Source organism: Salinicoccus sp. HZC-1, from assembly GCF_046736035.1.
Taxonomy (GTDB): Bacteria; Bacillota; Bacilli; order Staphylococcales; family Salinicoccaceae; genus Salinicoccus.
Window position 1 is genome coordinate 1,732,528 of record NZ_CP177130.1, and the last position, 21,947, is coordinate 1,754,474.

The window sequence follows — 21,947 nt, forward strand, 5'->3', positions numbered from 1 at the left end:
ATCGCTCTCTGTATTAAACGCCTGTTGGTGCATTCATGCCTGCAGCTAGACCATCATCCGCAGGATCAGTTGTCAGTGGCTGGTGGAAACCGTAAGCTGCACGATTTTGTGCAATACCTTCTGGTAGGCTCATCCAATCCTTGGCGCGTTTATATTCTGTTGTGAATTCCCAATCATATGAGACGTTTGCTCCAACTTCACCTTTTTCTTCATGCTTAGTGAAGTAACCTTGTCTATATTGCGCGCGATACTGCCCTTCAGGGTTCACGTTCTTTTTGTTTGTAATCCAAATTTCATACGGCTCTTCTTCTACTACGGCATCTTCTATTGATTCAGCAAGTGAATCTTCTGTATGGTAAAGCGCTGTCCCGGACACAGTGTTTTCTAATGCTTCACCACTGGAAACAGATCCGTCTGTCGTATCTTCACTTTCACGACCACGCTCTGCAGACACAGTCACTTCTTTAACATTCATCAGTTTAGTTGCGTCCTCTACAGCGCCAAGTGGGCGGAGAAGAACTGCATAATCTTTACCTTTTAATACTGGCATGTCTTATTTCACTCCTTTTTAAATTACATTGTATTCAGCAATAATCGTGCCGTGATACAGTGCATCATTTGTTGTCGTATCTTCTGATACCTCTTCATTGCAGCTTTGACATTCAATTTGATATGAAACCAATGAATCATAACTCAACAGCATCAGTTTCAACTGAAACATGATCAGTTCAAACGAGCCGTAATTCGACATCAAGGCAAACACTTCCAATCGCATCGATAAGTCACCCTGGAATTGATCCACTGATTCCCGAATCGTATTATCTTCTGGAGGATGAATTTTCACAAAAGGATAACTATCTATGTTATTCGCGCCACTTGCTGTCACTGTAAGAAAGCCTTTATCGTTACTTTCTTTAAATACTTGATCGTATAATTCTCGGGAAGGTGATTTAATGTTAAACACCTCTATTCTACTAATCGTCTCAGATCAGCCTGGAATTGATTCTTAACTACTTTATATGCAGGGAAGATGAACGGCGCCGCTTCCATGAAACGGGTACCGTATTCAAGGAATCCTGAATGGCCACTTTGAGAAATGATTTTGTAAGACATCGGAGCAATCCGCTCCATAGTGATATTTCTCACTGTAAAGCCGGTCGCATATCCTTTATTGAAAGCCGCCACACCGTATTCTTTGGCATACATCGTGAATTCAATGGCATTGTTCTTCGTAATTTCATCCACATCATCCTCGATATTGTCTTCCATCTCATCAAACTTCTTCAGTAACGCGTCGATACCATCTAGTTCCATTCGCTCACTTCCTCTACGTAAGCCACAGAACGATTGTGAGGAACAAGTTTACGCACCTTATATTGATTGCCTTTAATCTTCAAATGTGTAAATCCGGTTACCTTACGGTCGAAATGGACCGTATTGATATCCCGTTCCACCTCTCCGAAAGTTGAACTCACCTTTTCAATCGACATCGGCATATGCGTACAGGGCACATCTGATTGAATCAACACAAAATTGGCGACATTCTTTCCGGTGGCAGGATCGTATCGTTCTCCTTGCTTAAGATATAAATTCGCACGTTTGTCGTATCTCATTAATAAAAGCCCACCTTACCTTTTTTATTTCGGGGTTGGTAGGCTTCTATTTGTTTACGGTACGCACGGAAATCATCGTCATTGAATGTCATGGACCTGCCTTCAATACTTTCTGACTCCATGCCTTCATTACCGATTCTGTTATATCGCATAATTGTAACTTCAACGACAATATCCTGCATTTCAACAGGCAGCGTTTCAACTTCAACAGGGAGAAATGACATCAATCGTCTTTCCGTCATACCAATAATCAGGTTCAGCGTTTTATCCTGGGTTGTATCAGTGAGACCAATTAATGTTTTTACATCATCGAGTGCTGCCATAAGCGCCACTCCTATTCAGTTTCTGACTTAATCTTTTGAATGATCTCGTCATTCGTCATTTTCTTATCCGCTTCTACGCCCAGGGCTTCTGCTTCTTCAAGCAGTTCATCTTTTTTCATTTTTGAATAATCAACAGCACCTTCTTTTTCTTGCTGAGCTTCATCAGTGCCTCGTTCAATACCGTATTGTTCATAGTCTGATTCTTCCAACTCAGCAATAACTGGACGCTGCTGACGATTGTTACCCTTCAGTAGCGATTTAATACGTTCTTCAGTTGGTTTCAACCCTTCTCTTGGATAGAGATCTTTACCAGGTTCATAGCGCTGATTATCATCTTCCAAATCCGTAATCACCTGAGTTACTTTATATAATTTTTGCTCTGACATTTAAACCACTCCTATATTTTATTGAAAAAAAGATACCGGAGATTAGACTCCAGTATCAGCTAGCGGCATCAGTTTCGCGAAAGCTTCATCTTTGGCAATTAGTGTTGCAACATCCATTGTTACACGCAGCGCAATCAGCTCTTGTTCGTAAAGGTTAACAGGGGTACCGTCCGCATTTTGAATCGTAGAAAGTTGTGCTTCTTCTGAAATTTTGTAATGAATGTTATAAGGGATGCCATAGAATAGTTTGTCGAAATCACCCGCATAAAGTGTTCCTTTTTCCATACTTGAAGATTTGAGATCTACTGCTTGAATCCCATCGATAGTATTGGAAGTGCGGTCATACAATGTATTGCCTTGGGCATCAACAGAATTACGAAGTGCAGATTTGTTTTGACGCTTAGAAATGAACGCATTCGCTTCAAAGTCCTGATCTAATAGTACATCTTCAAGTGCAAGAAGATTGTCTCCATTAATCGGACCTTCGACAACTTGACCTGTAGCCGTCACAGCAGAATCAATCGATTTAGGGAACGGATTATCCACACCGAGGATTGTAGCTTCATCCACTTTTTTATAAATCGCTTCAGAAATTTGTGGCTTCATTGCTTCAAAGAATTGTCTGTATGTGTAGTTCAAATATTCACGGGAAGCAAGGACAATCGTTGCAACCTTTTTCGTTCTCATATTGGCTTTAATTGTAGTCGGTTTAGTAGTTTGGATCTTTTTACCTTCTCCAACCCAGTAAGCGCCAGGCTTGTCTGCCCAAAAAGTAAAGTTTTTCTCGGATTGGCCTTCCATTTCTTGTACAACACCCAGCTGGAATACTTTAGAATTCTCAAGCACATCCGTTAGAATCGGCTCATTAAATTCATTCAGTAGATCTCCCTCAGGTGTTTCATGCATCATGACATTGTCAGGGTTAAACGTTTGACGTGCTGTATCAGCAAAGTGCTGCAGATTCAGTTTCAAGTAATTTTTTGTTTCTTTTTTATCAATACTCATATCATTGCTCCTTTATTTTATAATGCGTTTCTCACGTGCTAATTGAGTGATGGATTTACTGTTCTTATCATTTCTAAAATAACCAGCTCCACCACCCACAGGCGTATCTTGACGCGTCACTTCTTTCACGCGATCATTCACTGCCTGCTCAAAGTCATTTTTGATATTAGAGATTGTCTCTTTGATCTCTTCATTGGATTCCAAAGTGACCAGCGTTTGTGCAAATGATGTCGGCAGCCCCTCATCCTTTAGATCTTGAGTCACCTGAGTTTCAAGTGCTTGGAGGTTCAACTGACGTTCACGATCCGCAAGCTTCTGCTCTCGGTCCTGAAGATCTTTGTCTTTCTTTTCTTTATCAGAGAGTTGGGCGTAATCAACAGCCTTCTTGCGTTCGTCCTCAAGTTTTTTCTGTAAATCTTTATCCCATTGCTTTTGCTTTTTGTCGAGGGCGTTCTGAACAGCTCTACTGATTTCTGAATCAACTTGCTGTCGAGTGTAGGTTGTATCGTTGCCTTCTCCATCACCTTCACCGGATGGATCGTCATCTGAACCGCCACTCTCACCGTTACCACCTTCAGCAAAGTGCTGCAGATTCAGTTTGTATGGCATTTGAATTTTCAAGAAATCTTTTAGTTTTTGTTCCATAGTTTAAGCTCCTATCCCGTCCACACATTGTGCTCAATAGTTCAGACCATAAAAAATAAGCCCCCTTCACGCTCACCAGAGCCCGCTAAGTGCTTATCCGTTATTATCCTACTGTATTAAGTTTTCATGCCCGAACAGTCATGTAGTTGAGACTTTTAGAGACATTCTCCAGGTCTGGTCAATCTATGACCATCAAGAAGGCTGGATCACCTTTTCCTTTCTCCCATATCGGGTACTGAAGTATTCAGGTTATCCTCACCCCCTTTAATCTTCGTTCTTCCAACAATGCGGTAGCAACGAATCTCTTCATCAAAAAATGCAATACTGCATTTCGTATAGGCTTTACCATCTTTGTCCAGGAACATCCGCTTATGAAGCTTCACTTCTAGTTTCATATTCTGTAGGTTTCACCACGCTCTCTGAAGAATTCATCACGCCAGTCATCTGGTGTGAGTAGATATGTCGCACTTCTGCAAAATGGATGCATCGGCGGCGCATTCACACCAGGCCTCATATCTTTAACTTTAAACGTTGAATGGTGCAACTTTCTACACGTTACAGTTGTCCGTTTGTCAATTTTGGCTAGATATCTATATTCAGCATCTTCGCCACTGTGTTTGATGTAATTAAGGCGCTGTGCTTCTGTCTGAACCCGGGCGACTTCAGTAATCAACAGCCGCTTGATGTTGTAGGTATTGGCATCCATTCTTTCTCTAACTTCTGCAATGGACTTGTAAGGATGTTCTCCACGGATCAAGCTGTTACGGATGATTTTATGCAGCTTCTTTCTTAATACTGCCTGATCACCCCATATCCGAGTGGACCAGGTTGCACCGTGGAAGGATGCACCCACGATTGCTTTTAGCATGTCATCGGTTACCATAACTGCTTCTCCAAGAATACCTGCTTGGCGTTCAAACTCTCGGATAATACTGGAAGATAAATGTTGTTCCATAATCACATACGCAGCACTTGTCATTGCGACAAGATGCGCATTCAATTGTGCTTTCAGAAGATACTCCCGATTCACTCGCATTGTGACGTTGTACAGTTTCAGTTTATATTCAGCAACTTCATCCAACTTACCCATTTTGCTATACCGACTAATAAGATCTCGATACTTTGAAATATCCACCCTATTAATCTTCCTGCGGGCCTTCTCCTGAGAGATACCTTCATTTGTTGCATAATTCCGGATAAAACGATCAATTTCAGCCTCAATATCTGCAGTGGTTGCTTCAATAATTGCCTCCAGTTGTCTAATGACTTCATCATCCAACATCTGCTCACGCTTTAAATTATCAGCTTCTCTTTGTTCCCAATAGCTGAGTGCCTCACTATTCTTTGCCATCGGTATCATCTACTTTGTCATTGAAGATATCGTCATCATATGCTTGTTTATTGGAACGCTTTATCTGCTCTTTTTCTTCATCAGCGACTTTTTTCTGTTCATCTTCAGCACTAGCAATAATTGAAGGGAACAACTTCATAAGTGTATTCTGACTAATTTCACCACCGGCATCTAAGTATGCTTTCAACTCCTCCAGCAGCGATTTCGGCAGATTACGAGTAAATGTGAAATCTAACGACCGTAGATCTGCAGCTTTGTCCAACTCTGAGTTGACTTGGGCAATGTGTTGGGCAAGCCTGTATCGTCTGCGCAGCGCTTTCTTGAAAAGCCCCTCCTTATTCACAGCATTTAATTCAAGCCCAGTTAATTTATACTTCATAGACTCACCGGACTGAGCACCGGCAAACTTTTCATCGGTGAGGTCCGGAGTATTCGTGAAGGTATGAATATCTGTTCTGATCCGTGACTTATATGCTTCTGAACCCTGGACATCGTACTGCTTATAGAGATACTTGGCATCCACTCTACCTTCTGTCACTTTACCTTCTGTATCCTCGTACTCCGCAGGCACCAGATGTAAGATGTTAGCCTTCTTTTGATCTGCAGCTTCCTTGGTGGTCATTTCCGTATTACCGCTGATATACAGCAACGCATCATTTAAATCGGTCATGTAGTTGGCTGTATCCGATTGGGCTTCGTCATACAAATCAATTTGAGTGATGACTTTCTCATAATCCCCCATGCGGTAAATATTGTTGCTGAATTCCGTAATTGGAACCTTGTTGAAGAAATGTGGCTTAGGCGGTTCATATTCAGTTAGGTTGAATCCTTCTTCGATGGAAGTTTTATGCTTATGATTATTTTTATCACTGATCAGTTCCGCAATAAAAGTATTCCGTTCACTTTCTTTATTGGTCATCAGTGGATAATATCGCACAGCAAGCAGCGAGTCCTGTTCTGCTTCATTGTTGTAGATGATAAATGTCTCAGTAACATCGCAATGGTATACACGTATTTGGTCTTTCTTATTTCTGTAGACGTATTCATAGGCTCTGCCATATTGAGAGAGATCCAGTCCGATTTCACGATTCAAGGTATCTATATCATTTAATTTGTTGAACTCATCCACAAAGTCCTGTGACTTTTGTTCAACATGGGAATACGTGATCGGCTTTCCTAAAAAGTACCCATTGATAAAATTACTGATATATCCGGCAAAGTCATGTGCAGCCCGATGATCCGATAAATGCGTCTCCCGTCTGCGGTTCGTCTGCATCACATTGGTATTAAACGCACGATAATAATTGTGTAGCAGCTTTAATCGCGGAACTTGCTTATTGTAATGGGTTTCGATAAAGGCACTGATCATTTCTTTGTCATTAAGCAGCTCTTCCGTTGTGCCATGATATTTAAATTGTCGATTGGCCCATTCATCATGGAGAATCGACTTGCCGTTATTGTATGTGATTGTTTCATCATCCACACCATGTTCAAATTCATTGGCTTTTAGCATTCTTCCACTCCTTATCCTGTAATGGATTTAACTGCATTGGCATTAACGCCTTTCTTCCGGCTTGCTCTTGGCAAATGGTATTTCTCCAGGCTGTATCTCAATGCATCCATCAAGTGATTGTTTTTATCTTCCGGCTTGTTCAGCCAGTTACCTTCGTTATCCTGCTGAAAGACATAAGTGTTCAGTTCTTCGATGGTATTTACACAGGACGGATGCACAATAATTTCAAATCCCTGCACAAATTGCACCCCGGCTCTGATTGAATCCGGACCCTTTATCGAAGCTTTCAATCCTTTCAGGCCCTTTCGCCTTAACTCGGATATTAAACGCTTCTCCTGTCCGTCCCCGATAATCTCAGCGTCTTCTAAACCTTTATTGATCACCATGTCGTATATTTCATCGGTATACATGGCTTTTTCATAATGTTCGTCATAGATGTATAGCTTCTTGTTCTTTACATCGATGATTGTGGAGCTTAGTGTCGTAGGATCATTTGTAAATCCGTAGTCCATGCCATGCGCTTTCTCCTGGATCTCTTTGAATTTCTTGTACCAGTCAAAATCAATGACCTTATGATTATCAAAGACAAGCCCTTCTGCAACGCCCCACTCTCCATCACAAACGATGCGGGCACGTCTTGGGTTGGTCCGATACAAGTCTTCCAATCGGTCAATATCGACCTTATCCAGCCACTCATTGACCCGGTAGGTCGTGGTGATGGCAAAGACATCTTTGAAGCGCGTCTTAACATCAAAGAATGCCCGTTTCAGCCAGTGTCTTTCACTCCATGGGTTAAATGTCACCGTGACCTGCTTGAAGAACTCTGGGGACTCATGTCGGCCCCGGATGGATTCAACGACTGTGTCGAATTTCTCCTGGTTCTCAATCTGATATGCTTCCTCAAACCAGGCCCAAGATAAAACACCCACATCCACAGAGATAGAAGTGATTTTCAAAGGATCATCAAGCCCTCGGAAAAGTATCTTCTGTCCGGTTGGGACATAGGTGATTTCTGGTGTACCATCATTGAATTTAAATAAGTGAGCAACCTTTAAACGATTGGCCGCCCACTTGAAGTCTGTATATGTCGATTGTCTATTTGTATTTGAGTAACGGCGAATGACCAACAGGTTAGCCCACTCATATCTCATAAGGCGGTATAGAAAGTTGATTGCGGTGGTCTTGGATTTCTTTGAACCACGGGAGCCTTTCACGACTCGATAGAAGGATTTGTTATGCCAGAACCGGTTATAGCCCTTACCGATGACTTCACTGACATTGATATCAACTGCTTCAGTCATCTAAAGGCACATCCTCGAAAAAACGAGGCATAGTGACATCCAACTCCTGTTTATCGGTCCAAAGTTTATAACGCTTACCCAAAAGCTCAGCTGCCTTTGTCCGTTGTGAAGTGTCAGAACGCCTCTCATGCCTTTGTACTTCACTTTCAAAATCACCGAGCGGAACAATCATCAACTCTTCGTCCTGGAGATCTCCACGCATCACAGAAGTGAGATATTCCATGACTTCCTGCTGATCTGCAACGGCTTTGCTCTGCAATTCAGCTAAACGCTCGTCAATGTAGGCTTTGATGTTGGGTTTTGTTAGGTTTTCAGCTCCTACAAATCTAGCAGTCTTATCACTATAACCCGCGTTTCGTGCAGCTTTAGTAGCATCACCCAACCGAATGTATTCATCAGCAAAGCGTTGCTGCTTTAGTGTCATTTTCTTTTTAGTCACTTCATATCTCACCTACTTTCTATTTTGTATGTATTTATTTGTTCAAAACTGATGCTGATTGCCACCTTTTCTATTGGAGGAGAGTTTATATGTGGATCAGTCACCAGTTTTCAGCAAACAAAAAAGACACCTCAGTGGGTGTCAAAAATTTAGGCTTTAATAAAATTACTATAAAAATTTAGATAGTTATCATCATTTTTAGCACTAGAACGTTTAAATTCATAAACATCTTCATCTATCCTATAAGAAAAAGATTGCAAATCGTGAGAGTAATGTGAACCTACGCTAAACTTTGTTTCTTTTTTTATTTTATCTAGTGATATGTCAGTAATTTTCAATTCCCCGTCAATACCACCGTCTTTTTTATGTGTATAGTCTATAATTCTTAATATTTTTGGATATTCAATTACAGCAACTTCATCATACTCATCTTCTTTATTGAGAATCAGTATTACATCATCTTCATCTAGGACAAGCCAATTTTCTTTGATTAGTTTCTGTATTCTTTCATATAAAACACATTGCTTCATTTCTCGCGCATAACTACCTTCTTCATACATCAATTTACTGTTTTTAAGAACCTTATCAAAATTACTCATTTAATCTACCTCCTATTGTCTGATAATTCCAATTATACCAAAAAGCCACCCGTAATGGATGGCTTTCTAACTTTAGGAGGTCTATATCAATGAGAACTCGTGCTGTGAGTGGTGTATGCCTCACCGTCCTCACCTTCCATTGTACAATTTGATACGTAACTCCACCTAACTTTTCAAGTATGTCAAGTTTGTCAAATGTGTTTAGTCTTTAAGTATTTCGCAAACCTCGTACATTACCTGATGTGCTCTTTGCCTAGAAACACCTGCTTCCTCTGATATATTTTGGTATGTCATACCATTCAATCTCATATTAAATATCATAGCCATACGTTCATCAGTGATACGATCCCAGCGATTTTGGATGTAGCGCGCTTTTGTTTCTAAACGGGATAGCTCTTTATCCATCTTCATTCGTCTCAGAGTGTCATTATGAACAGGATCACTGTTGCCACCTGCTGCTTTTGGCATTGCTGCTTCAATTCCGTATTGAGAGGTAGAACCACCACCAATTTCAGATTTATATTGTGCATTTAGTTCTTTAATTCTCGAGATGTAATATGGATAATTATTAATCAAATCCATAATCTTTTCTGTCGTATAAGTTTCAGTCGCATAATTCATAATTCAGCTACACCCCGTTTATAGTTTTTTGATGTGGTCAGCATCATTGTGGGGCAAATTCCCCAAAGTATTTACTTTCAGCTTCTTTTCTAGCAGCTACGGCTTCTTCGAAGGTTTTGTAGTTACCCAAGTGAATATATTTATTGTTCACAATAATTCTTGCATTCCATGTATTGTAATTTGGCACCCTTCTAACTCCTGCGACTCCCGATTTGTTGTTTCGTTGAATTTTAGAATTCCTGGCATTGTCAGACGGTGTCGCTAGTCTTAAATTTTGCTTTCTGTTGTCTAATGGATTCCTGTTTCTGTGATCTACAAATTCATCAGGGAAATCCATTAATAGCCTATGCAGCTTTATTATTTTTCCGTTTTTCCATCCAACGATATATTTGTCTTGGCTAACATGCCAATTAGTTGTTTTAAACAGCTCTAAATCTGGTTTATCAATTAACCCTACATCCCCATTCTTAAAGCACACTTCATAGTGATCAGATGTTTCAATAATTTTACATCCGTATTTTTCTTCAAATGTTCTTACTTTCCCATACTTACGGACTTCAAGATAATGCTTCCTGCATAATGGCATACCTTTTCTTATTCCTACAACGGCTATTGAAGAACCGCAGTGCATGCATTTTCTCTCCATAAAACCGCCTCCCTATAACTCTTTTATTTGTATCAGTACTTCATCTTTGTCCCCGTATTGTTTCTTCACGTTCAGTTCTACAATCTGTGAATCATCTTTGTATACTGTGTTATTCAGTGCATCCAGAACACCCTTAGCCAGGTTATCCAGATCAGGCTTCTTCTGGTACATCAATATGCCGTCCTGTATCGCTTTTAACTTCTTTTTGGTGTAACTCTTAGGTGGGGTATAAACGAATGTCAGGTAGACAGATATAGGACACTCGGCAATACTCAATCTGTTTCTATTCATGTAATTTTTAGCAGCCAATTTTACCAGTCGTTTATATGTCACACTCTGCCTGGAATTCACTGCTTTTGATTTCCCAGATGCCGTTTGATATACACGCGGTCTCGGCTGCGGCACTGCCTTTCCTTCGACTTTGAATTCAATCATGCTAAATCAGACTCTTTGACAAACACACCATCAATCATTTTTCCTTTTCTATCTTTGATCTCGTTGTAAGCCAAGTTTATGCAGTCTTCTATGTCTATATCTTTTTGCATCGCAAGAATAGTCATGACTACATACATATCGCCTAGAGCGTCTCTGAATAAATTTTCATTGCCTTTAGCCATCGCTTCGCCTAATTCTCCAAATTCCTCCACCAGTTTTAGCATCTGCTTATTTGGGTCAGCAGTGTGCAGGTTACGATCAACAGCCCATTGCTTTATTAAATCTGTAAAGTTTTCCATTCCGAAATGTGTCATTTATATAATCTCCTTTATAATCCAAATATCCAAAGTATTGTTTTAGTCGCAGCAGCTACGATGATTAATGTAATTGTTACGATGATGATGCATGCAATGAGTTGCGTGAATTTATCGTTCATCGTTTATCAATCCTTTCTTTCATCTCCACCATAACTAGCGTACACAGGAACAGCAGCAATATATTCAGCAACACGACGGCTGTGGTCAGTAGGGTAATCATGGGCGCTCACCACTTTCCGCATAAATTAATTTCATTTCACGCAATACGTTTGAATATGTTTCACTATAAATAATTGCTCTTGTTTGACTGCGTTTGCTTGTTTTTTCAACTTCATCATGAAAATCTCTCAACTCTTCGAACGCTTCCAAACTTTCATCAAACGCCTCCGCTTTTCGTTTAGCTGTTTTTAACTCTTGTAGTTCGCTTCTTTCATTCGATTTTAAGGGCCTTCTTTCTTCGCGCTCCTCGCAATGTTTGATTGCTTTTGATAGATATGGATAATCACTCATCCTGCTCACTCCTTATTCCGTATTCGTCTTTCATTATTTCAATATCATCCTTAACTTCTTCCAGCACCTTCAACTCTTGTCTTAAATCTTTATCACTCACCCCAGTACGTTGGACGTACATTTCTAATGCATGTTTGATAATGTGTTTCTTTTTATAATCTTTCATCCGAACCACTGCTCACCTCTGGTATTTTGTAACCGCTGGTTGATCAGCTGGCCTTCCAGATAACGAATGCGCTCCCTCAAATCACTGTTCTCCCGGGATAACTTCATCCGGCTTTCGCGTTCCCGTTTGATGTTTTCGGCTTGGATGTCTATGCGTTCCGGGTAATTACCGTTACATCTGGTTTTGTAGGTCATCAGCTCACCCCTTTAAAATTTTCAATTTGTTTCATCACTGCTTCTATTCCAATCTTGCGTATCTTTGGAGCAATGATGTTCTCAATTATCGAATCCATCAGAACGTGGGAATGTTCTTTGTCAAAGTCAATAGCATTTGGCGTCTTTATATCACTCATCAACTTTCTACCTGTCCTCATTTCGGTAACACCGAAACCAAAGACACCATCAGGACACTGGGGTATTAGAGCAATGTAAATACCATCAATCACATAAACAAACCCCACTTTAACTCTAAATCCATCCAACATTTGTACTCTCACACACCTTGAATGCAATGGTTTTTTAATCATTTAATCGGCCTCTCTTCAAATTTATTTTCTTTCAACCAAGCTTCATACTGCTCATAACTGACTTCAAAACTGTCATACGGTATCACGTCCTGGTATTTCCCTGGCAGAATCGTCACCTCATGTTGATGCGGTATGGCGAGTGCCACATGCTTGTTACCTTTGCGGATGTGCCAGCGGTTGCGGAAACCGGTTTTGCGTTCAGGTTTGTGGTCAGTATCAAAAATATTTAACTGTTCCACATCACTCCACCGCCTTGAAATAGCCTGTTTTTACTAACTGTATAAAGTAGTCCTCATGTATCGAGTCTTTCGCCGACCTGCCGTTTGTATGCCGGAATGCGATCTGATTATCCAGTGTGGAAGTCACTTCGATATAAGCTGTTGCGCCGTTTGGAAAGAGAAATGTAAAGTTGTCACCTTGCTGTATATTCATTGATAAGTCACCTCGTTTTCATTTTGGAATCCCATATCATCCAGATATTCGTCTAAGCCGTTCACACTGACTAACGTATCCGCATAATAATTTGTATCGAAGAAGTAGATGGCGTACATATTCTTATTCTTCAGGAACTCAACTTTGCCGACGTATGTGCCGTCTTTGTAAATTTTCATAGAATCGCCACCCCGAACTCTGATGCAATCAGTAAGGTGATTACTGCTATGAATAAAATGGCGGCAGCACCCGCTGTAATTAACATCAATATCTCTTCAATATGCTCACCGTCACCCGCCATACTTATCGCCACGCTTATTAACAACAACGCCGCACAAGTACCAAATACTGTTAACAGATAGTTCATCCATACTCATCTCCTCTACCATTTTTTGAAACATGCACCGAATAACTGTCTACTATAATCGTCCGGCTTCCACTCCGCCGGCTGACTGTTCTTGAAAATCGTTTTAACAGGTGCTGCTGGTTCGTAATAGTCATCTGACAGCTTGGGCGCCTTGCCTGCGAATGAACGCTGCTGTCTGCCTCGTGTGCTGATGTAGGTCATGCTTCAATCTCCTCCTCGTCATCATCCATTTTGACTAACGCTCTATTGCCCCGTTTCTGACCAGACGGCGTGCCATACCAGCGGATTGTTTCACGCTTCAGGCCGGTCTCTTCTGCAATTTCATCCAACGTTCCAATGGCTGCAAAATCATCGCCGTCATACAGGATGTACTCCGCTGGATCTGTGACAATTTCCTCAACATACTCATACACTTTGGAAGCTGTATGACGATTTCTTAGAGATTTCATATGTCCCCTCCGAACTAATGTGTTCATCTCGCCTTTCGTCTTGCCAATGAATGAGGCAAGCTCCTTTAACGTGCCTTCTCCGCGATAATTGCCATGTCTGAAATATTTGTACTGCTTTGGATGTCTTGGCACTACGCTTCACCTACTTCCACCGGAGCGATACTGTCGAGTGACAGCCCATATTCTTTGGCACGCTTTAGCACCGGTTTAGTGTAGGCAATGTTCATTGCTTTCATCCGACCGATCAGCTCGATGACTTCTGCTTTGCTGAACCGAGCGTTGTCCGGCTCATTCCCAATTCTTTTATGCTTCTGACCGTGCGGCCATGGCCGGATTGGCTCTGTGATTGCCCGTTGGACATCCCAGCCGGCATAGATTCTGTGCTTCAGTGTATTCCAGATGATGCCGTTCCACTCTGCGAGGTCTATCTCATCCTCAGTAATGCGTTTGCCATTAATATGTCTCACAGCACCGCCTTTGGGCGGATAACTGATCGCTTGATCCAACGTTTCTCCTTTGTTTCTCACACGGTAACTGATGGTTTGTTGTGCCAGGTTATTGGCGTCAGCAATTGCCTGCTGTTCTGCCGTCATTTTGAATTTGTGTTTTCCCATATCATTTCACCTGCTCTATCCCTTCTCTAGTTAATGCCTCAGCGACCTTGGAACGGGCAGTCATTTGTCCAGCGGCAAGTAGTTTGTCAATGTAATCATCGTTGAACATGTGCAATGCTTGAATATCTCTCTTAGTAATCGTGTCCTTGTCGAGCAGCTTATCGACAAGAGATTTTTCAATAGTGACGTTGATCATAGGTTCAGTCGCGATCATTTACATCAGTCCTTTCATTCGGTAATCGGTGCCGTTCAAGACGACCACTTTTGTCCGTTCCATCATTCGAGAGAATATACGCTGTAATTCCTGGTTCCCTTTGAATTGTTCACTGGTGTAGTTGGTTGTGTATACTGTGCATTTGCCCCGCCTTGAATCCACGATTTTAAATAGTTCTTCATGAGCGAAATCAGTCATTCGATTGGCGCCGACATCATCCAATATCAGCAGTTCTGCATCTTTTGCCATTTTTGATATTGGATGCCTTAAATTGCGTTCTTTGAATTCTCTTTTCAACGTATCCAGATAATCCGGCAGGGACATGAACAAAACTTTGTACCCTTGGCTGGCGACAGCCTGCCTGATAGCTGCCGCTAGATGTGTTTTGCCCGTCCCGTATGTGCCTTGGAAAAATATATTTTGGCCGTTCTCTAGTTGCCGATCGAAATGGTCCGCGTAATATCTGGAGATCTTCAACGCCGTCTCCTGCTGCTCATCCGCAGCTTGGTAATCATCAAAAACTTTTTTTCTGTAATCACCATAAATCAAGCTGCCTTTTTCAAATGTTTCAGCATTGATCCGACGCTGTTTATCGTTCGCCCATTTTATTGATTCACACCGGCAGCCCGTTTCCTTTGTCGCGCCATCCTCGAAAGTGATTCGAGTAATATTGCCACAGCACTTTTCACATTGTCCGATGCGCTCGGATTTAGCCGGTTTCTTTAATTCCGGTACGTCTTCTGAATTATCCAGTGCATGCCGCATGAGGTCTTTCATTTCTTCGTCCATTTGTCACCCCTCCTAAAAGCCTAAATTGTTATATTGCTCTTCCTGTTCCGGCGTCAGATCATTCGGTGTGCCGTACTTTGGTTTGAATTGCTGCACTGTCTTTTTGTCTTGTTCGATTAGATGCTGGTATGTGGTCTTTCCATCTTCAATCCAATTTTCTATGACTCGTAAAACATAGGGGACTTTTAACACCCCTTTCTTCTCAGCAACGTCTATTGCTTTATTCAGATATTGGATATCATCTATGTCACTCAGTTTTTTACTGATGTTGAAACACGCTTGTGCATTACTCATATCTACGTTGCGATCTGAAAGCACATCGTAAACTTCTTGATTATAGGAGAGAGAGTCTTTTTCTTTCTCTCTCTCTGTATCTATATCTTTCTCTTTCTCTAGTTCTTTCTCTATCTCTGTGTCACTTTTCTGCACATCGGTGTCACAATGTGACGGTAGGGTTTTTTGTCTACTGCCTTCTTGTATTCTTTTCTTCCTCATGCGCCTAGCACTATCAGTCTCGCTGCCAATCATTTCGTTGATTTGAGTCATATAAATTTCTCCACTATCCATCTGATCAATAAGACCTATTTCCAAGAATAGTTTCATAGCGACTCTAACCGTATCTTTGTTAGTATCAGTCAATCTGGAGAGTGCGTTGATATCATATGGAATTAACTTCTCCCCGACATATCTCACCAGATGGCCGTCATCACTTAGTGACTTCAAACATAGTTTTAAATAAAAGATGATGTAGTCTTTTCCATTCTCTTGCTCTTCCAACCAAGACATAGTGTCATCTTCAAAGAAATTTTCATTGAGTTTTAGCCAGTAATAGCGTTTATTCATTTCAGCCATTCTCTTTCTCCTTTCTCAAAGTGAGGAAAAAGGGGATCACTCCCCTTCTCCTTCTTCTGTTGGTACATCCGAAATGAATTCCGGTACATCGACAAAACTGTCTTCTTCCGGTGTGATGTCTTTAATATTTCTCCCTGTCCCTTCGTCTGCAGCGACATTCTGCTGCATTTCAATACTGATTGGCAGGTACTTCCACATATGCCTTACTACCGTTTTCTTAGCCATTTCTTCGTAGTCTGTAGACCACGGAGAATAGTTGCTTTTGCCGGATTTACTTCTTGCTCTGCGCTTTTCAATGTCCACTTTGGCCATGTACTCGAATTGATAACCGCCATCTTTGAAGTGAGCGACTGCATAAGCGCCTCTGAATTCTCCGCGTTCTCCTTCAGTTGGTTTGTGTTTCAAGTCACTGTGTAAGCCAAGTTCATACTCAAACTCATCATTTTCGTAGACAGCATGGGCATAAATACTTTGGATATGACCAGAACGTCTGGCAAGATCAATCATGCCTTTGTAACCGATGATAAATTGAACTTCAGTCGTTCCTTTCTTATTGTTTCGGAACGGCAGCAGGTAGCAGTGCCCCATTGGTCCCGGCTCTAGCCCAAGCTGTGCAGACTGCATCACTGCGCCAAGCAGACTGGATACTTCCGCCTCTTTTAGCTGTGGTGTGGTCCTGATAACTGTTGTTGCCATTCTTGTAAGTCTTTCTACATTCATATGTTTCGGCAGTGCCTGTGCCATTGCTGGCGCCATTTGATCGAGATAGTCGTTGATGGTCATCGGTTTCTTACCATTCGCCACTTCATTCTTCTGATTTGTTGCCACCTGATTTTTTAAAGTTTCATTTGTCGCCATGATTATTTTTCCTCCTTGATTTCTTTGATTCTCAGTACACGCGTTTCTGATTCTTTGTAATAGTTTTTAATGAGGGCTGCCTGCTCCTCTTTCAATCGTTTGTTGTCCAAGGTCTTCCTTTTTTGAGGTTTCCAAGTGACTAAATACGATTCAGTTTTACCGGCAATGTTATGACCTAACTTGTCTTTTAACTGATTTTCATACTTGGCTTGCAGTTCTTTTGTATCTTTGATATCTCGTTTGCAGGCCTCAATGGCTTTCAAGAGTGTGTCAGCATCCTCACTGAGCGAAACCTCGTCATTGTCGATGTCTTTATACATGTGATTGATAAAGTCGCTTGTAGCATCGCTGCCGTCGATTTCAGGGATTACACCAGCTTGAATATTGTTTTCCCAGAAGTCTTTCTCAGCGTCGATGAGCATTTCTATCAGTTCTTCATCCCGTTCAATCTCTTTCATAATGAAGTTGTTTCCACCACAAAGGACTGCGACGTATGCCTTTTCATAACCTGTTACGGCCATGTAGTGCTGCACCTGGCAGAGGTACTGCGCCGGGATGTCATCGCCTTCCCAGAGATCTTTGTTGTACTGTGAAGTCGTTTTACATTCGAGCAGCGCTTTCTCCCCTACTACAACGCGGTCCATATTTGCGAACATAAATTCATGATCCGGGTGTCTCAGCATCCTGTTGTCTCGTCTCACACGTTTACCTGTACGATTTTCAAATTCTTTAGCAACGACATCTTCCAGGACATTGCCCCAATAGATATATTCATTATCAATTTCCTGATTGAGTTCCGGGTTCGTCTTTTCGAAGAACAACTGTGTTTTAGACTTCCATTTATTCACGCCAAGGATCGTACCGGCATCAGAGCCACCTAATCCTGATTGTCTTTCCTGGAGCCATTCTTCACGGGATAATTGTTTAATATTGATGTGTTGGACCATAGGTATTCCTCCTGTTATAATTAAGGTTGAATATATTTCTGATGCACCCACTCCAATGGGTGTATTTTTTATAGAATTTCCTCTAATTCAATATCGACAAGCTCTGTACACTCAATATTTGCCTGCTTGATGGCATCGAGTATTTGCCGTTTAACTGTTTCCTCATTACGGATGTCATTGAAATCATCTTCGTACTGGACATCTACAATAGCGTTTACGTTGATGGCTACGGATTTCACCTTTACCGGCTCTCTATACGGGCTAACTGCACCTGCCATCTAAAATCCAACCTCCTCATGCATGATAATTTCATCCACTAACCTCAACCAGGTGAATATGAGATATGCAAAAGTGATTAAACTCATTGATAGGATGAATAGTGTTTTAATCATTTCTTCAACCACGCCTTCCCTGCCAGTTGAGGAGCGATCAGGCATCCACCGATGATTCCAACTATGCCAAGTGAGACGATCGCTACAGGGCTTAATATGCCGGTGACAGTAAGCATCAATAGGATGCCTGCAACACTTCCAAATAATAGAGCCATTGAATTACCTCCTGTAATCGTCCATGATTCTCTGCAATGCTCTGCGGCCCTCTATACGCTTAATGTAAATCTTGCGGTCTATCTGAGAAACGTATTTTTTAAATCTTTCTTCATATAAAATATGAGTTCGGATAAAAGGTACGCTGACACCCGTGTCTTCTGAAAACTCTTTAAGAGATAGATAAATCCTTTCATCTCGCGCCTGCTGAGGTTGCATTTCCATTGCTACTTTCTTAAACACTTCAATTAATTGTTCTTCATTTTCCGCAACAAACATTGCCATATTAGATTCTCCTTTCCATTTTCAAGCGGGTATCCCTGTTCTGGTTGATCGATTGAGGCTGCAAAAACTCGTAGTCCTCGGTCAACTTATTCAAGAAGCCCTGTCCTTCAAATAGGACATCTTGCAGTTCCGAGACAAGCAGTGACAACCGCTCTTTCTCGTCTTGCGTTAAGAATTCCGGACGTTTATCCAATCGGTTCATGGGAATCACATTGATAAACTCTTGGATCTCCTGCTGCACTCTATAAACAAATGACATACGATGATCATCGTAGACTCTGTCTGAGGGTGTCGGTGTGACATATCCTCGTGTGACTTCATATGCCATGTCCTGAAGCAGATAGGCATCCGACACGTTATTGAATCCCGCATCATACATGGATGCCGTCACATTCCTTCTTTCTTTTTCTATATGAGAGATATTTGATTTATCGGTATGAAACATATTCGCTACGTCCTGCTGCGTTGCGCCGGTCCTTTTGCGATAATTGACAATTGCTCCTTTCATAAGTTGACCTCCTGTATATTTTTTTGTATTGAATGTTGTCAGTAATTATTCGTATACTTTGTATAGAGTTAATCAGTCGCATAATTGATAACTCATAGGCATGAGATAGTTGGTCGCTATCTTATGCCATCCTCATAATTTGTTGGCTCTTCCTCTTGAGCTTCAGCAAAATCCAATGTCAGCTGTTGCACTTTCATTCGTGTCGCGGTAGAGGGTACCCAGGCATTGATATATTGCATTGCTTTATCGAAATGTTTTTGCCTCAATTGAGTACGAGTCTTAATACCACACACATCATTAAGTCCATTGTTAATATCTTTGAAGAGTTCACCTTTAACTTCTCTTGTATCTGCATAAGAGAACCTTTGAATCACTTCCATAACTGTTCTTTTCACATGCTTAGAAATATAGTTATATTCACCTGCATCGAGTTTCACTTCATCTTTCAAATATGTGACATCAGTTTTTAGAGTGCTTACATCTTTGTTAGTCTGCTCAATTGCTTGCATACTCAATTTCATAATTTCTAGTGGATCTTTAGTTACTTCGTAGCTACCAGTGACACGAAGTTCCTTCAAAATTTTCTTAACTTCTTTTTTGAACTGTTTGGCAATTGGTTTTCTGGATTGCATTAATAATTCGTACAACCCATCTTCAGTGACAAACCACATATTTCTTCGTTGACCTGAAGTAAGAATTGTTTCCATCAGCTTTTCATCTTCATCGATTGAATTGAGCATCATATTGACTTTGCTGTGTTCAATCCATTCAGCAACATCTTTTGCTAAAAACAATGGTTCATCTTGGCTGCCATAAACTTTAAAATCTCTTTCAAGCACTTCTTTTCTTTCGATAACTTTTAGCTGTTCCACTATAGGACCTCCTTTATTCAACTTTTAGTTGATTTTATCTTTAAAAAAATTTACCCATTCTACGTTGAGAACTCTTCCTATTTCTTTTGCTGTTTTAACACTCGGAATACGTTTCTCATTCTCAATCATATTATAGTATTGCTCACTACAACCTATGAGTTTAGCTATATCGCTTTGAGTTAAACCTTTGGCAGTACGTCTTTCTTTAAGTGACTGGCTCATATATTTCACCTCCTATTAATTCAACTTTATGTTGAACTTAAATATAGATTAACACAACTAAAAGTAGAATACAACCACAAAACTCAACTTTTCGTATATTTAATAAATTCAACTTTTAGTTTATCCTTTAATTACAATAGTTTTATTAGAAAGAGGCAATAGCCATGCTATCTAAAAATTTAATCCGATACAGAAAACAAGTAGGAATGACTCAAAAAGAAGTTGCTGAAAAACTGCATATATCTCCGCAAGCATATGCTAGATATGAGAGAACAGATGAAAATAAAAACGAGCCAAATTCTGAGAATTTAGCAAGGCTTGCTGATATGTTTGATGTTTCTGTAGATGACTTACTTGGCAGGAAGACAAAGGAAAGCGAAGACCCTTTCAAAGATGCCGAAGTCTTGATGTTCTCGGACAAAGAGGGATTCGATAATCTTTCTGAGGAAGACAAGCAAGAACTGAAGGATTTACTTAATGATCAGTTGGAATATTGGATTGATAAGAAGAACAAAGATAAGTAGGTGTAGCATATCGAGAAACTAAATGCTGTAGAAGTATTGTATTTACATTATGCCGTAGGCAGAACACCGACAGATGCTATAAAACACACCTTTTGGCAAGAGGAATACCTCAAGTCTGCCCAATCATTATTAAATGATTTATTAGATAAAAAAGTTATATATTTAGAAAATGATTTAAAGAAGAGTCTAAAGAAGCGAAAGATTCCAGAAATCAAGGAAGTATTGCGTTCCAACAAATTAAAACTAAGTGGTAATAAAGATGAGTTGATTAACAGACTAATAGATAACCAAAGTATTATTAATTTATCAGAGTTAAACTTAGAACCTGTATTGACTATTTCAACTGAGTATCATGAACTTTATCATTCTACAGACTTTATTAATTATGCTCATCACAATAACTACATCGATATATTCGAAATCTATAATTATTATCAGTCTTCTCCAGGGAAAAGCAAGCACGAAATAATAATAGGGACCATGGTTGAGAAATATAAAATAAAACTTGAGGATCCTACAAAGCATGATGCAAAAATGCTATCCGGAAGAATATCCGATTATTATTTAACTGAGTTGAATGATATTTCTAATGGCTATTACTATCTTAATTGTAGTGTTGTGATACAGGTTATGCAGAATATCGAATCATATAGAGGGATGCTAGCTTTTCACGGAAAACAAACAATGGATAATTTTGATGTAACATATCTATTCAAAATATATGATAAAAACATTCAAACATATAAAAAATTATTTTATACCAACCAAATAAAGCCAGTAAACATCGGTAAAGATATATTTTCTCATACAAAACATTTACCATATGATGATTCTGATAAAAAGCTAGTATCAAATTTTGTTTTCTATTATTTTAAAGACCGTGAAGAAGCCGAAGAAATTTTGAAATACGAAATCGAAAAACGATATTATTCTAACAATAAACAAAAACCTAAAGAGAATGAAAACAGAGTAATAGATTCTACAGAAACAGGATTTAAACGATTTATGAAAAGTATATTCAAGTAACCAGCTGACCACTGGACTTTTGAGTGGTCAGTAATTTTTTAAACTAA

The 21,947-nt window shown here is 40.3% G+C and carries 42 protein-coding genes; 2 read left to right on the forward strand and 40 right to left on the reverse strand.

Annotated features, from left to right (window positions below):
• Nucleotides 1-13: 13 nt before the first annotated feature.
• The 40 genes from ACKRAT_RS08675 to ACKRAT_RS08870 form a co-directional block, all read right to left on the reverse strand.
• On the reverse strand, nt 14-550 hold the full coding sequence (locus ACKRAT_RS08675) for a phage major tail protein, TP901-1 family (protein WP_411842116.1): 537 nt from the start codon (nt 548-550) through the stop codon (nt 14-16).
• Nucleotides 551-568: 18 nt separating this feature from the next.
• The gene (locus tag ACKRAT_RS08680; protein WP_411842117.1) at nt 569-964 is read right to left on the reverse strand and encodes a hypothetical protein; all 396 of its coding nucleotides are present in this window, start codon (nt 962-964) and stop codon (nt 569-571) included.
• A gap of 2 nt (nt 965-966) precedes the next feature.
• Complete coding sequence (locus ACKRAT_RS08685; protein WP_411842118.1) at nt 967-1,314, reverse strand: HK97-gp10 family putative phage morphogenesis protein; 348 nt, start codon at nt 1,312-1,314, stop codon at nt 967-969.
• Complete coding sequence (locus ACKRAT_RS08690; RefSeq protein WP_411842119.1) at nt 1,305-1,613, reverse strand: hypothetical protein; 309 nt, start codon at nt 1,611-1,613, stop codon at nt 1,305-1,307. The genes ACKRAT_RS08685 and ACKRAT_RS08690 overlap by 10 nt, the downstream gene beginning before the upstream one ends.
• Complete coding sequence (locus ACKRAT_RS08695; protein WP_411842120.1) at nt 1,613-1,936, reverse strand: phage head-tail connector protein; 324 nt, start codon at nt 1,934-1,936, stop codon at nt 1,613-1,615. The genes ACKRAT_RS08690 and ACKRAT_RS08695 overlap by 1 nt, the downstream gene beginning before the upstream one ends.
• An 11-nt stretch (nt 1,937-1,947) precedes the next feature.
• Complete coding sequence (locus tag ACKRAT_RS08700; protein ID WP_411842121.1) at nt 1,948-2,322, reverse strand: hypothetical protein; 375 nt, start codon at nt 2,320-2,322, stop codon at nt 1,948-1,950.
• 42 nt (nt 2,323-2,364) lie between these two features.
• Nucleotides 2,365-3,327, reverse strand: a complete 963-nt coding sequence (locus tag ACKRAT_RS08705) for a phage major capsid protein (protein ID WP_411842122.1) — start codon at nt 3,325-3,327, stop codon at nt 2,365-2,367.
• A gap of 12 nt (nt 3,328-3,339) precedes the next feature.
• Nucleotides 3,340-3,972, reverse strand: a complete 633-nt coding sequence (locus tag ACKRAT_RS08710; RefSeq protein WP_411842123.1) for a DUF4355 domain-containing protein — start codon at nt 3,970-3,972, stop codon at nt 3,340-3,342.
• A gap of 206 nt (nt 3,973-4,178) precedes the next feature.
• On the reverse strand, nt 4,179-4,367 hold the full coding sequence (locus ACKRAT_RS08715; protein ID WP_411842124.1) for a hypothetical protein: 189 nt from the start codon (nt 4,365-4,367) through the stop codon (nt 4,179-4,181).
• Nucleotides 4,364-5,323: a minor capsid protein gene (locus ACKRAT_RS08720; protein ID WP_411842125.1), complete on the reverse strand. Its 960-nt coding sequence runs from the start codon at nt 5,321-5,323 to the stop codon at nt 4,364-4,366. Before ACKRAT_RS08720 ends, ACKRAT_RS08715 begins: the two co-directional genes overlap by 4 nt.
• Nucleotides 5,310-6,836, reverse strand: a complete 1,527-nt coding sequence (locus ACKRAT_RS08725) for a phage portal protein (protein ID WP_411842126.1) — start codon at nt 6,834-6,836, stop codon at nt 5,310-5,312. The genes ACKRAT_RS08720 and ACKRAT_RS08725 overlap by 14 nt, the downstream gene beginning before the upstream one ends.
• Before the next feature lie 11 nt (nt 6,837-6,847).
• On the reverse strand, nt 6,848-8,137 hold the full coding sequence (locus tag ACKRAT_RS08730) for a PBSX family phage terminase large subunit (RefSeq protein WP_411842127.1): 1,290 nt from the start codon (nt 8,135-8,137) through the stop codon (nt 6,848-6,850).
• Entirely contained in the window at nt 8,130-8,576 is a 447-nt protein-coding gene (locus ACKRAT_RS08735; protein WP_411842128.1) for a terminase small subunit, read from the reverse strand. Before ACKRAT_RS08735 ends, ACKRAT_RS08730 begins: the two co-directional genes overlap by 8 nt.
• A 149-nt stretch (nt 8,577-8,725) precedes the next feature.
• Entirely contained in the window at nt 8,726-9,175 is a 450-nt protein-coding gene (locus ACKRAT_RS08740) for a hypothetical protein (RefSeq protein WP_411842129.1), read from the reverse strand.
• A 201-nt stretch (nt 9,176-9,376) separates the two neighbouring features.
• Complete coding sequence (locus ACKRAT_RS08745; protein ID WP_411842130.1) at nt 9,377-9,796, reverse strand: hypothetical protein; 420 nt, start codon at nt 9,794-9,796, stop codon at nt 9,377-9,379.
• Between the two features lie 43 nt (nt 9,797-9,839).
• Nucleotides 9,840-10,442 carry an HNH endonuclease gene (locus ACKRAT_RS08750; RefSeq protein ID WP_411842131.1) on the reverse strand — a complete coding sequence of 201 codons (603 nt, stop codon included), beginning with the start codon at nt 10,440-10,442 and terminating at the stop codon, nt 9,840-9,842.
• A 12-nt stretch (nt 10,443-10,454) separates the two neighbouring features.
• Nucleotides 10,455-10,877 carry a RusA family crossover junction endodeoxyribonuclease gene (locus ACKRAT_RS08755; protein WP_411842132.1) on the reverse strand — a complete coding sequence of 141 codons (423 nt, stop codon included), beginning with the start codon at nt 10,875-10,877 and terminating at the stop codon, nt 10,455-10,457.
• A complete protein-coding gene (locus tag ACKRAT_RS08760) occupies nt 10,874-11,176 on the reverse strand; it encodes a MazG-like family protein (protein ID WP_411844435.1) in 303 nt (100 codons plus the stop codon). The genes ACKRAT_RS08755 and ACKRAT_RS08760 overlap by 4 nt, the downstream gene beginning before the upstream one ends.
• Before the next feature lie 234 nt (nt 11,177-11,410).
• A complete protein-coding gene (locus ACKRAT_RS08765; RefSeq protein WP_411842133.1) occupies nt 11,411-11,704 on the reverse strand; it encodes a hypothetical protein in 294 nt (97 codons plus the stop codon).
• Nucleotides 11,697-11,870 carry a hypothetical protein gene (locus ACKRAT_RS08770; protein ID WP_411842134.1) on the reverse strand — a complete coding sequence of 58 codons (174 nt, stop codon included), beginning with the start codon at nt 11,868-11,870 and terminating at the stop codon, nt 11,697-11,699. The genes ACKRAT_RS08765 and ACKRAT_RS08770 overlap by 8 nt, the downstream gene beginning before the upstream one ends.
• Entirely contained in the window at nt 11,867-12,064 is a 198-nt protein-coding gene (locus ACKRAT_RS08775) for a hypothetical protein (protein ID WP_411842135.1), read from the reverse strand. The genes ACKRAT_RS08770 and ACKRAT_RS08775 overlap by 4 nt, the downstream gene beginning before the upstream one ends.
• Entirely contained in the window at nt 12,064-12,396 is a 333-nt protein-coding gene (locus ACKRAT_RS08780; protein WP_411842136.1) for a hypothetical protein, read from the reverse strand. Before ACKRAT_RS08780 ends, ACKRAT_RS08775 begins: the two co-directional genes overlap by 1 nt.
• On the reverse strand, nt 12,393-12,635 hold the full coding sequence (locus tag ACKRAT_RS08785) for a hypothetical protein (protein WP_411842137.1): 243 nt from the start codon (nt 12,633-12,635) through the stop codon (nt 12,393-12,395). Before ACKRAT_RS08785 ends, ACKRAT_RS08780 begins: the two co-directional genes overlap by 4 nt.
• Before the next feature lies 1 nt (nt 12,636).
• Nucleotides 12,637-12,828: a hypothetical protein gene (locus ACKRAT_RS08790; protein ID WP_411842138.1), complete on the reverse strand. Its 192-nt coding sequence runs from the start codon at nt 12,826-12,828 to the stop codon at nt 12,637-12,639.
• Nucleotides 12,825-13,007, reverse strand: coding sequence for a hypothetical protein (locus ACKRAT_RS08795; RefSeq protein ID WP_411842139.1), 183 nt, complete (start codon nt 13,005-13,007; stop codon nt 12,825-12,827). Before ACKRAT_RS08795 ends, ACKRAT_RS08790 begins: the two co-directional genes overlap by 4 nt.
• Nucleotides 13,004-13,195 (reverse strand): hypothetical protein, encoded by a 192-nt coding sequence (locus ACKRAT_RS08800; RefSeq protein ID WP_411842140.1) that lies wholly within the window; start codon nt 13,193-13,195, stop codon nt 13,004-13,006. The genes ACKRAT_RS08795 and ACKRAT_RS08800 overlap by 4 nt, the downstream gene beginning before the upstream one ends.
• A 15-nt stretch (nt 13,196-13,210) precedes the next feature.
• The gene (locus ACKRAT_RS08805; protein ID WP_411842141.1) at nt 13,211-13,396 is read right to left on the reverse strand and encodes a hypothetical protein; all 186 of its coding nucleotides are present in this window, start codon (nt 13,394-13,396) and stop codon (nt 13,211-13,213) included.
• On the reverse strand, nt 13,393-13,776 hold the full coding sequence (locus tag ACKRAT_RS08810) for a hypothetical protein (RefSeq protein WP_411842142.1): 384 nt from the start codon (nt 13,774-13,776) through the stop codon (nt 13,393-13,395). Before ACKRAT_RS08810 ends, ACKRAT_RS08805 begins: the two co-directional genes overlap by 4 nt.
• Nucleotides 13,776-14,258 (reverse strand): hypothetical protein, encoded by a 483-nt coding sequence (locus ACKRAT_RS08815; RefSeq protein ID WP_411842143.1) that lies wholly within the window; start codon nt 14,256-14,258, stop codon nt 13,776-13,778. The genes ACKRAT_RS08810 and ACKRAT_RS08815 overlap by 1 nt, the downstream gene beginning before the upstream one ends.
• A gap of 1 nt (nt 14,259) precedes the next feature.
• Nucleotides 14,260-14,472, reverse strand: a complete 213-nt coding sequence (locus ACKRAT_RS08820) for a hypothetical protein (RefSeq protein WP_411842144.1) — start codon at nt 14,470-14,472, stop codon at nt 14,260-14,262.
• Nucleotides 14,473-15,261 (reverse strand): ATP-binding protein, encoded by a 789-nt coding sequence (locus ACKRAT_RS08825; protein WP_411842145.1) that lies wholly within the window; start codon nt 15,259-15,261, stop codon nt 14,473-14,475. It lies immediately after the preceding gene.
• 12 nt (nt 15,262-15,273) lie between these two features.
• On the reverse strand, nt 15,274-16,113 hold the full coding sequence (locus ACKRAT_RS08830) for a phage replisome organizer N-terminal domain-containing protein (RefSeq protein ID WP_411842146.1): 840 nt from the start codon (nt 16,111-16,113) through the stop codon (nt 15,274-15,276).
• A 36-nt stretch (nt 16,114-16,149) separates the two neighbouring features.
• Nucleotides 16,150-16,971 (reverse strand): recombination protein RecT, encoded by an 822-nt coding sequence (gene recT / locus ACKRAT_RS08835; RefSeq protein WP_411842147.1) that lies wholly within the window; start codon nt 16,969-16,971, stop codon nt 16,150-16,152.
• A gap of 2 nt (nt 16,972-16,973) precedes the next feature.
• On the reverse strand, nt 16,974-17,918 hold the full coding sequence (locus tag ACKRAT_RS08840; RefSeq protein ID WP_411842148.1) for a YqaJ viral recombinase family protein: 945 nt from the start codon (nt 17,916-17,918) through the stop codon (nt 16,974-16,976).
• Between the two features lie 68 nt (nt 17,919-17,986).
• Nucleotides 17,987-18,196, reverse strand: a complete 210-nt coding sequence (locus ACKRAT_RS08845) for a hypothetical protein (protein ID WP_411842149.1) — start codon at nt 18,194-18,196, stop codon at nt 17,987-17,989.
• Nucleotides 18,197-18,306: 110 nt separating this feature from the next.
• A complete protein-coding gene (locus ACKRAT_RS08850) occupies nt 18,307-18,465 on the reverse strand; it encodes a hypothetical protein (protein WP_411842150.1) in 159 nt (52 codons plus the stop codon).
• Between the two features lie 4 nt (nt 18,466-18,469).
• Entirely contained in the window at nt 18,470-18,748 is a 279-nt protein-coding gene (locus ACKRAT_RS08855; RefSeq protein WP_411842151.1) for a hypothetical protein, read from the reverse strand.
• 1 nt (nt 18,749) lies between these two features.
• Nucleotides 18,750-19,256 carry a hypothetical protein gene (locus ACKRAT_RS08860; RefSeq protein ID WP_411842152.1) on the reverse strand — a complete coding sequence of 169 codons (507 nt, stop codon included), beginning with the start codon at nt 19,254-19,256 and terminating at the stop codon, nt 18,750-18,752.
• Between the two features lie 116 nt (nt 19,257-19,372).
• On the reverse strand, nt 19,373-20,128 hold the full coding sequence (locus ACKRAT_RS08865) for a BRO family protein (protein WP_411842153.1): 756 nt from the start codon (nt 20,126-20,128) through the stop codon (nt 19,373-19,375).
• A gap of 24 nt (nt 20,129-20,152) precedes the next feature.
• Nucleotides 20,153-20,350 carry a helix-turn-helix transcriptional regulator gene (locus tag ACKRAT_RS08870; protein ID WP_411842154.1) on the reverse strand — a complete coding sequence of 66 codons (198 nt, stop codon included), beginning with the start codon at nt 20,348-20,350 and terminating at the stop codon, nt 20,153-20,155.
• Between the two features lie 164 nt (nt 20,351-20,514).
• Between ACKRAT_RS08870 and ACKRAT_RS08875 the strand changes: the two genes are divergently transcribed.
• Both ACKRAT_RS08875 and ACKRAT_RS08880 read left to right on the forward strand, forming a co-directional pair.
• A complete protein-coding gene (locus ACKRAT_RS08875; RefSeq protein ID WP_411842155.1) occupies nt 20,515-20,874 on the forward strand; it encodes a helix-turn-helix domain-containing protein in 360 nt (119 codons plus the stop codon).
• Between the two features lie 36 nt (nt 20,875-20,910).
• A complete protein-coding gene (locus tag ACKRAT_RS08880; RefSeq protein WP_411842156.1) occupies nt 20,911-21,900 on the forward strand; it encodes an SAP domain-containing protein in 990 nt (329 codons plus the stop codon).
• Nucleotides 21,901-21,947 lie beyond the last annotated feature (47 nt).

What these genes read in the sequence shown, in the direction of transcription:
- ACKRAT_RS08675 (WP_411842116.1), bottom strand. Translation starts at nt 550, where the DNA reads ATGCCAGTATTAAAAGGTAAAGATTATGCAGTTCTTCTCCGCCCACTT.
- ACKRAT_RS08685 (WP_411842118.1), bottom strand. Translation starts at nt 1,314, where the DNA reads ATGGAACTAGATGGTATCGACGCGTTACTGAAGAAGTTTGATGAGATG.
- ACKRAT_RS08690 (WP_411842119.1), bottom strand. Translation starts at nt 1,613, where the DNA reads ATGAGATACGACAAACGTGCGAATTTATATCTTAAGCAAGGAGAACGA.
- ACKRAT_RS08695 (WP_411842120.1), bottom strand. Translation starts at nt 1,936, where the DNA reads ATGGCAGCACTCGATGATGTAAAAACATTAATTGGTCTCACTGATACA.
- ACKRAT_RS08700 (WP_411842121.1), bottom strand. Translation starts at nt 2,322, where the DNA reads ATGTCAGAGCAAAAATTATATAAAGTAACTCAGGTGATTACGGATTTG.
- ACKRAT_RS08705 (WP_411842122.1), bottom strand. Translation starts at nt 3,327, where the DNA reads ATGAGTATTGATAAAAAAGAAACAAAAAATTACTTGAAACTGAATCTG.
- ACKRAT_RS08710 (WP_411842123.1), bottom strand. Translation starts at nt 3,972, where the DNA reads ATGGAACAAAAACTAAAAGATTTCTTGAAAATTCAAATGCCATACAAA.
- ACKRAT_RS08715 (WP_411842124.1), bottom strand. Translation starts at nt 4,367, where the DNA reads ATGAAACTAGAAGTGAAGCTTCATAAGCGGATGTTCCTGGACAAAGAT.
- ACKRAT_RS08720 (WP_411842125.1), bottom strand. Translation starts at nt 5,323, where the DNA reads ATGGCAAAGAATAGTGAGGCACTCAGCTATTGGGAACAAAGAGAAGCT.
- ACKRAT_RS08725 (WP_411842126.1), bottom strand. Translation starts at nt 6,836, where the DNA reads ATGCTAAAAGCCAATGAATTTGAACATGGTGTGGATGATGAAACAATC.
- ACKRAT_RS08730 (WP_411842127.1), bottom strand. Translation starts at nt 8,137, where the DNA reads ATGACTGAAGCAGTTGATATCAATGTCAGTGAAGTCATCGGTAAGGGC.
- ACKRAT_RS08740 (WP_411842129.1), bottom strand. Translation starts at nt 9,175, where the DNA reads ATGAGTAATTTTGATAAGGTTCTTAAAAACAGTAAATTGATGTATGAA.
- ACKRAT_RS08745 (WP_411842130.1), bottom strand. Translation starts at nt 9,796, where the DNA reads ATGAATTATGCGACTGAAACTTATACGACAGAAAAGATTATGGATTTG.
- ACKRAT_RS08750 (WP_411842131.1), bottom strand. Translation starts at nt 10,442, where the DNA reads ATGGAGAGAAAATGCATGCACTGCGGTTCTTCAATAGCCGTTGTAGGA.
- ACKRAT_RS08755 (WP_411842132.1), bottom strand. Translation starts at nt 10,877, where the DNA reads ATGATTGAATTCAAAGTCGAAGGAAAGGCAGTGCCGCAGCCGAGACCG.
- ACKRAT_RS08760 (WP_411844435.1), bottom strand. Translation starts at nt 11,176, where the DNA reads ATGGAAAACTTTACAGATTTAATAAAGCAATGGGCTGTTGATCGTAAC.
- ACKRAT_RS08765 (WP_411842133.1), bottom strand. Translation starts at nt 11,704, where the DNA reads ATGAGTGATTATCCATATCTATCAAAAGCAATCAAACATTGCGAGGAG.
- ACKRAT_RS08770 (WP_411842134.1), bottom strand. Translation starts at nt 11,870, where the DNA reads ATGAAAGATTATAAAAAGAAACACATTATCAAACATGCATTAGAAATG.
- ACKRAT_RS08775 (WP_411842135.1), bottom strand. Translation starts at nt 12,064, where the DNA reads ATGACCTACAAAACCAGATGTAACGGTAATTACCCGGAACGCATAGAC.
- ACKRAT_RS08780 (WP_411842136.1), bottom strand. Translation starts at nt 12,396, where the DNA reads ATGATTAAAAAACCATTGCATTCAAGGTGTGTGAGAGTACAAATGTTG.
- ACKRAT_RS08790 (WP_411842138.1), bottom strand. Translation starts at nt 12,828, where the DNA reads ATGAATATACAGCAAGGTGACAACTTTACATTTCTCTTTCCAAACGGC.
- ACKRAT_RS08795 (WP_411842139.1), bottom strand. Translation starts at nt 13,007, where the DNA reads ATGAAAATTTACAAAGACGGCACATACGTCGGCAAAGTTGAGTTCCTG.
- ACKRAT_RS08800 (WP_411842140.1), bottom strand. Translation starts at nt 13,195, where the DNA reads ATGAACTATCTGTTAACAGTATTTGGTACTTGTGCGGCGTTGTTGTTA.
- ACKRAT_RS08805 (WP_411842141.1), bottom strand. Translation starts at nt 13,396, where the DNA reads ATGACCTACATCAGCACACGAGGCAGACAGCAGCGTTCATTCGCAGGC.
- ACKRAT_RS08815 (WP_411842143.1), bottom strand. Translation starts at nt 14,258, where the DNA reads ATGGGAAAACACAAATTCAAAATGACGGCAGAACAGCAGGCAATTGCT.
- ACKRAT_RS08820 (WP_411842144.1), bottom strand. Translation starts at nt 14,472, where the DNA reads ATGATCGCGACTGAACCTATGATCAACGTCACTATTGAAAAATCTCTT.
- ACKRAT_RS08825 (WP_411842145.1), bottom strand. Translation starts at nt 15,261, where the DNA reads ATGGACGAAGAAATGAAAGACCTCATGCGGCATGCACTGGATAATTCA.
- ACKRAT_RS08830 (WP_411842146.1), bottom strand. Translation starts at nt 16,113, where the DNA reads ATGGCTGAAATGAATAAACGCTATTACTGGCTAAAACTCAATGAAAAT.
- recT (WP_411842147.1), bottom strand. Translation starts at nt 16,971, where the DNA reads ATGGCGACAAATGAAACTTTAAAAAATCAGGTGGCAACAAATCAGAAG.
- ACKRAT_RS08840 (WP_411842148.1), bottom strand. Translation starts at nt 17,918, where the DNA reads ATGGTCCAACACATCAATATTAAACAATTATCCCGTGAAGAATGGCTC.
- ACKRAT_RS08845 (WP_411842149.1), bottom strand. Translation starts at nt 18,196, where the DNA reads ATGGCAGGTGCAGTTAGCCCGTATAGAGAGCCGGTAAAGGTGAAATCC.
- ACKRAT_RS08850 (WP_411842150.1), bottom strand. Translation starts at nt 18,465, where the DNA reads ATGGCTCTATTATTTGGAAGTGTTGCAGGCATCCTATTGATGCTTACT.
- ACKRAT_RS08855 (WP_411842151.1), bottom strand. Translation starts at nt 18,748, where the DNA reads ATGGCAATGTTTGTTGCGGAAAATGAAGAACAATTAATTGAAGTGTTT.
- ACKRAT_RS08860 (WP_411842152.1), bottom strand. Translation starts at nt 19,256, where the DNA reads ATGAAAGGAGCAATTGTCAATTATCGCAAAAGGACCGGCGCAACGCAG.
- ACKRAT_RS08870 (WP_411842154.1), bottom strand. Translation starts at nt 20,350, where the DNA reads ATGAGCCAGTCACTTAAAGAAAGACGTACTGCCAAAGGTTTAACTCAA.
- ACKRAT_RS08875 (WP_411842155.1), top strand. Translation starts at nt 20,515, where the DNA reads ATGCTATCTAAAAATTTAATCCGATACAGAAAACAAGTAGGAATGACT.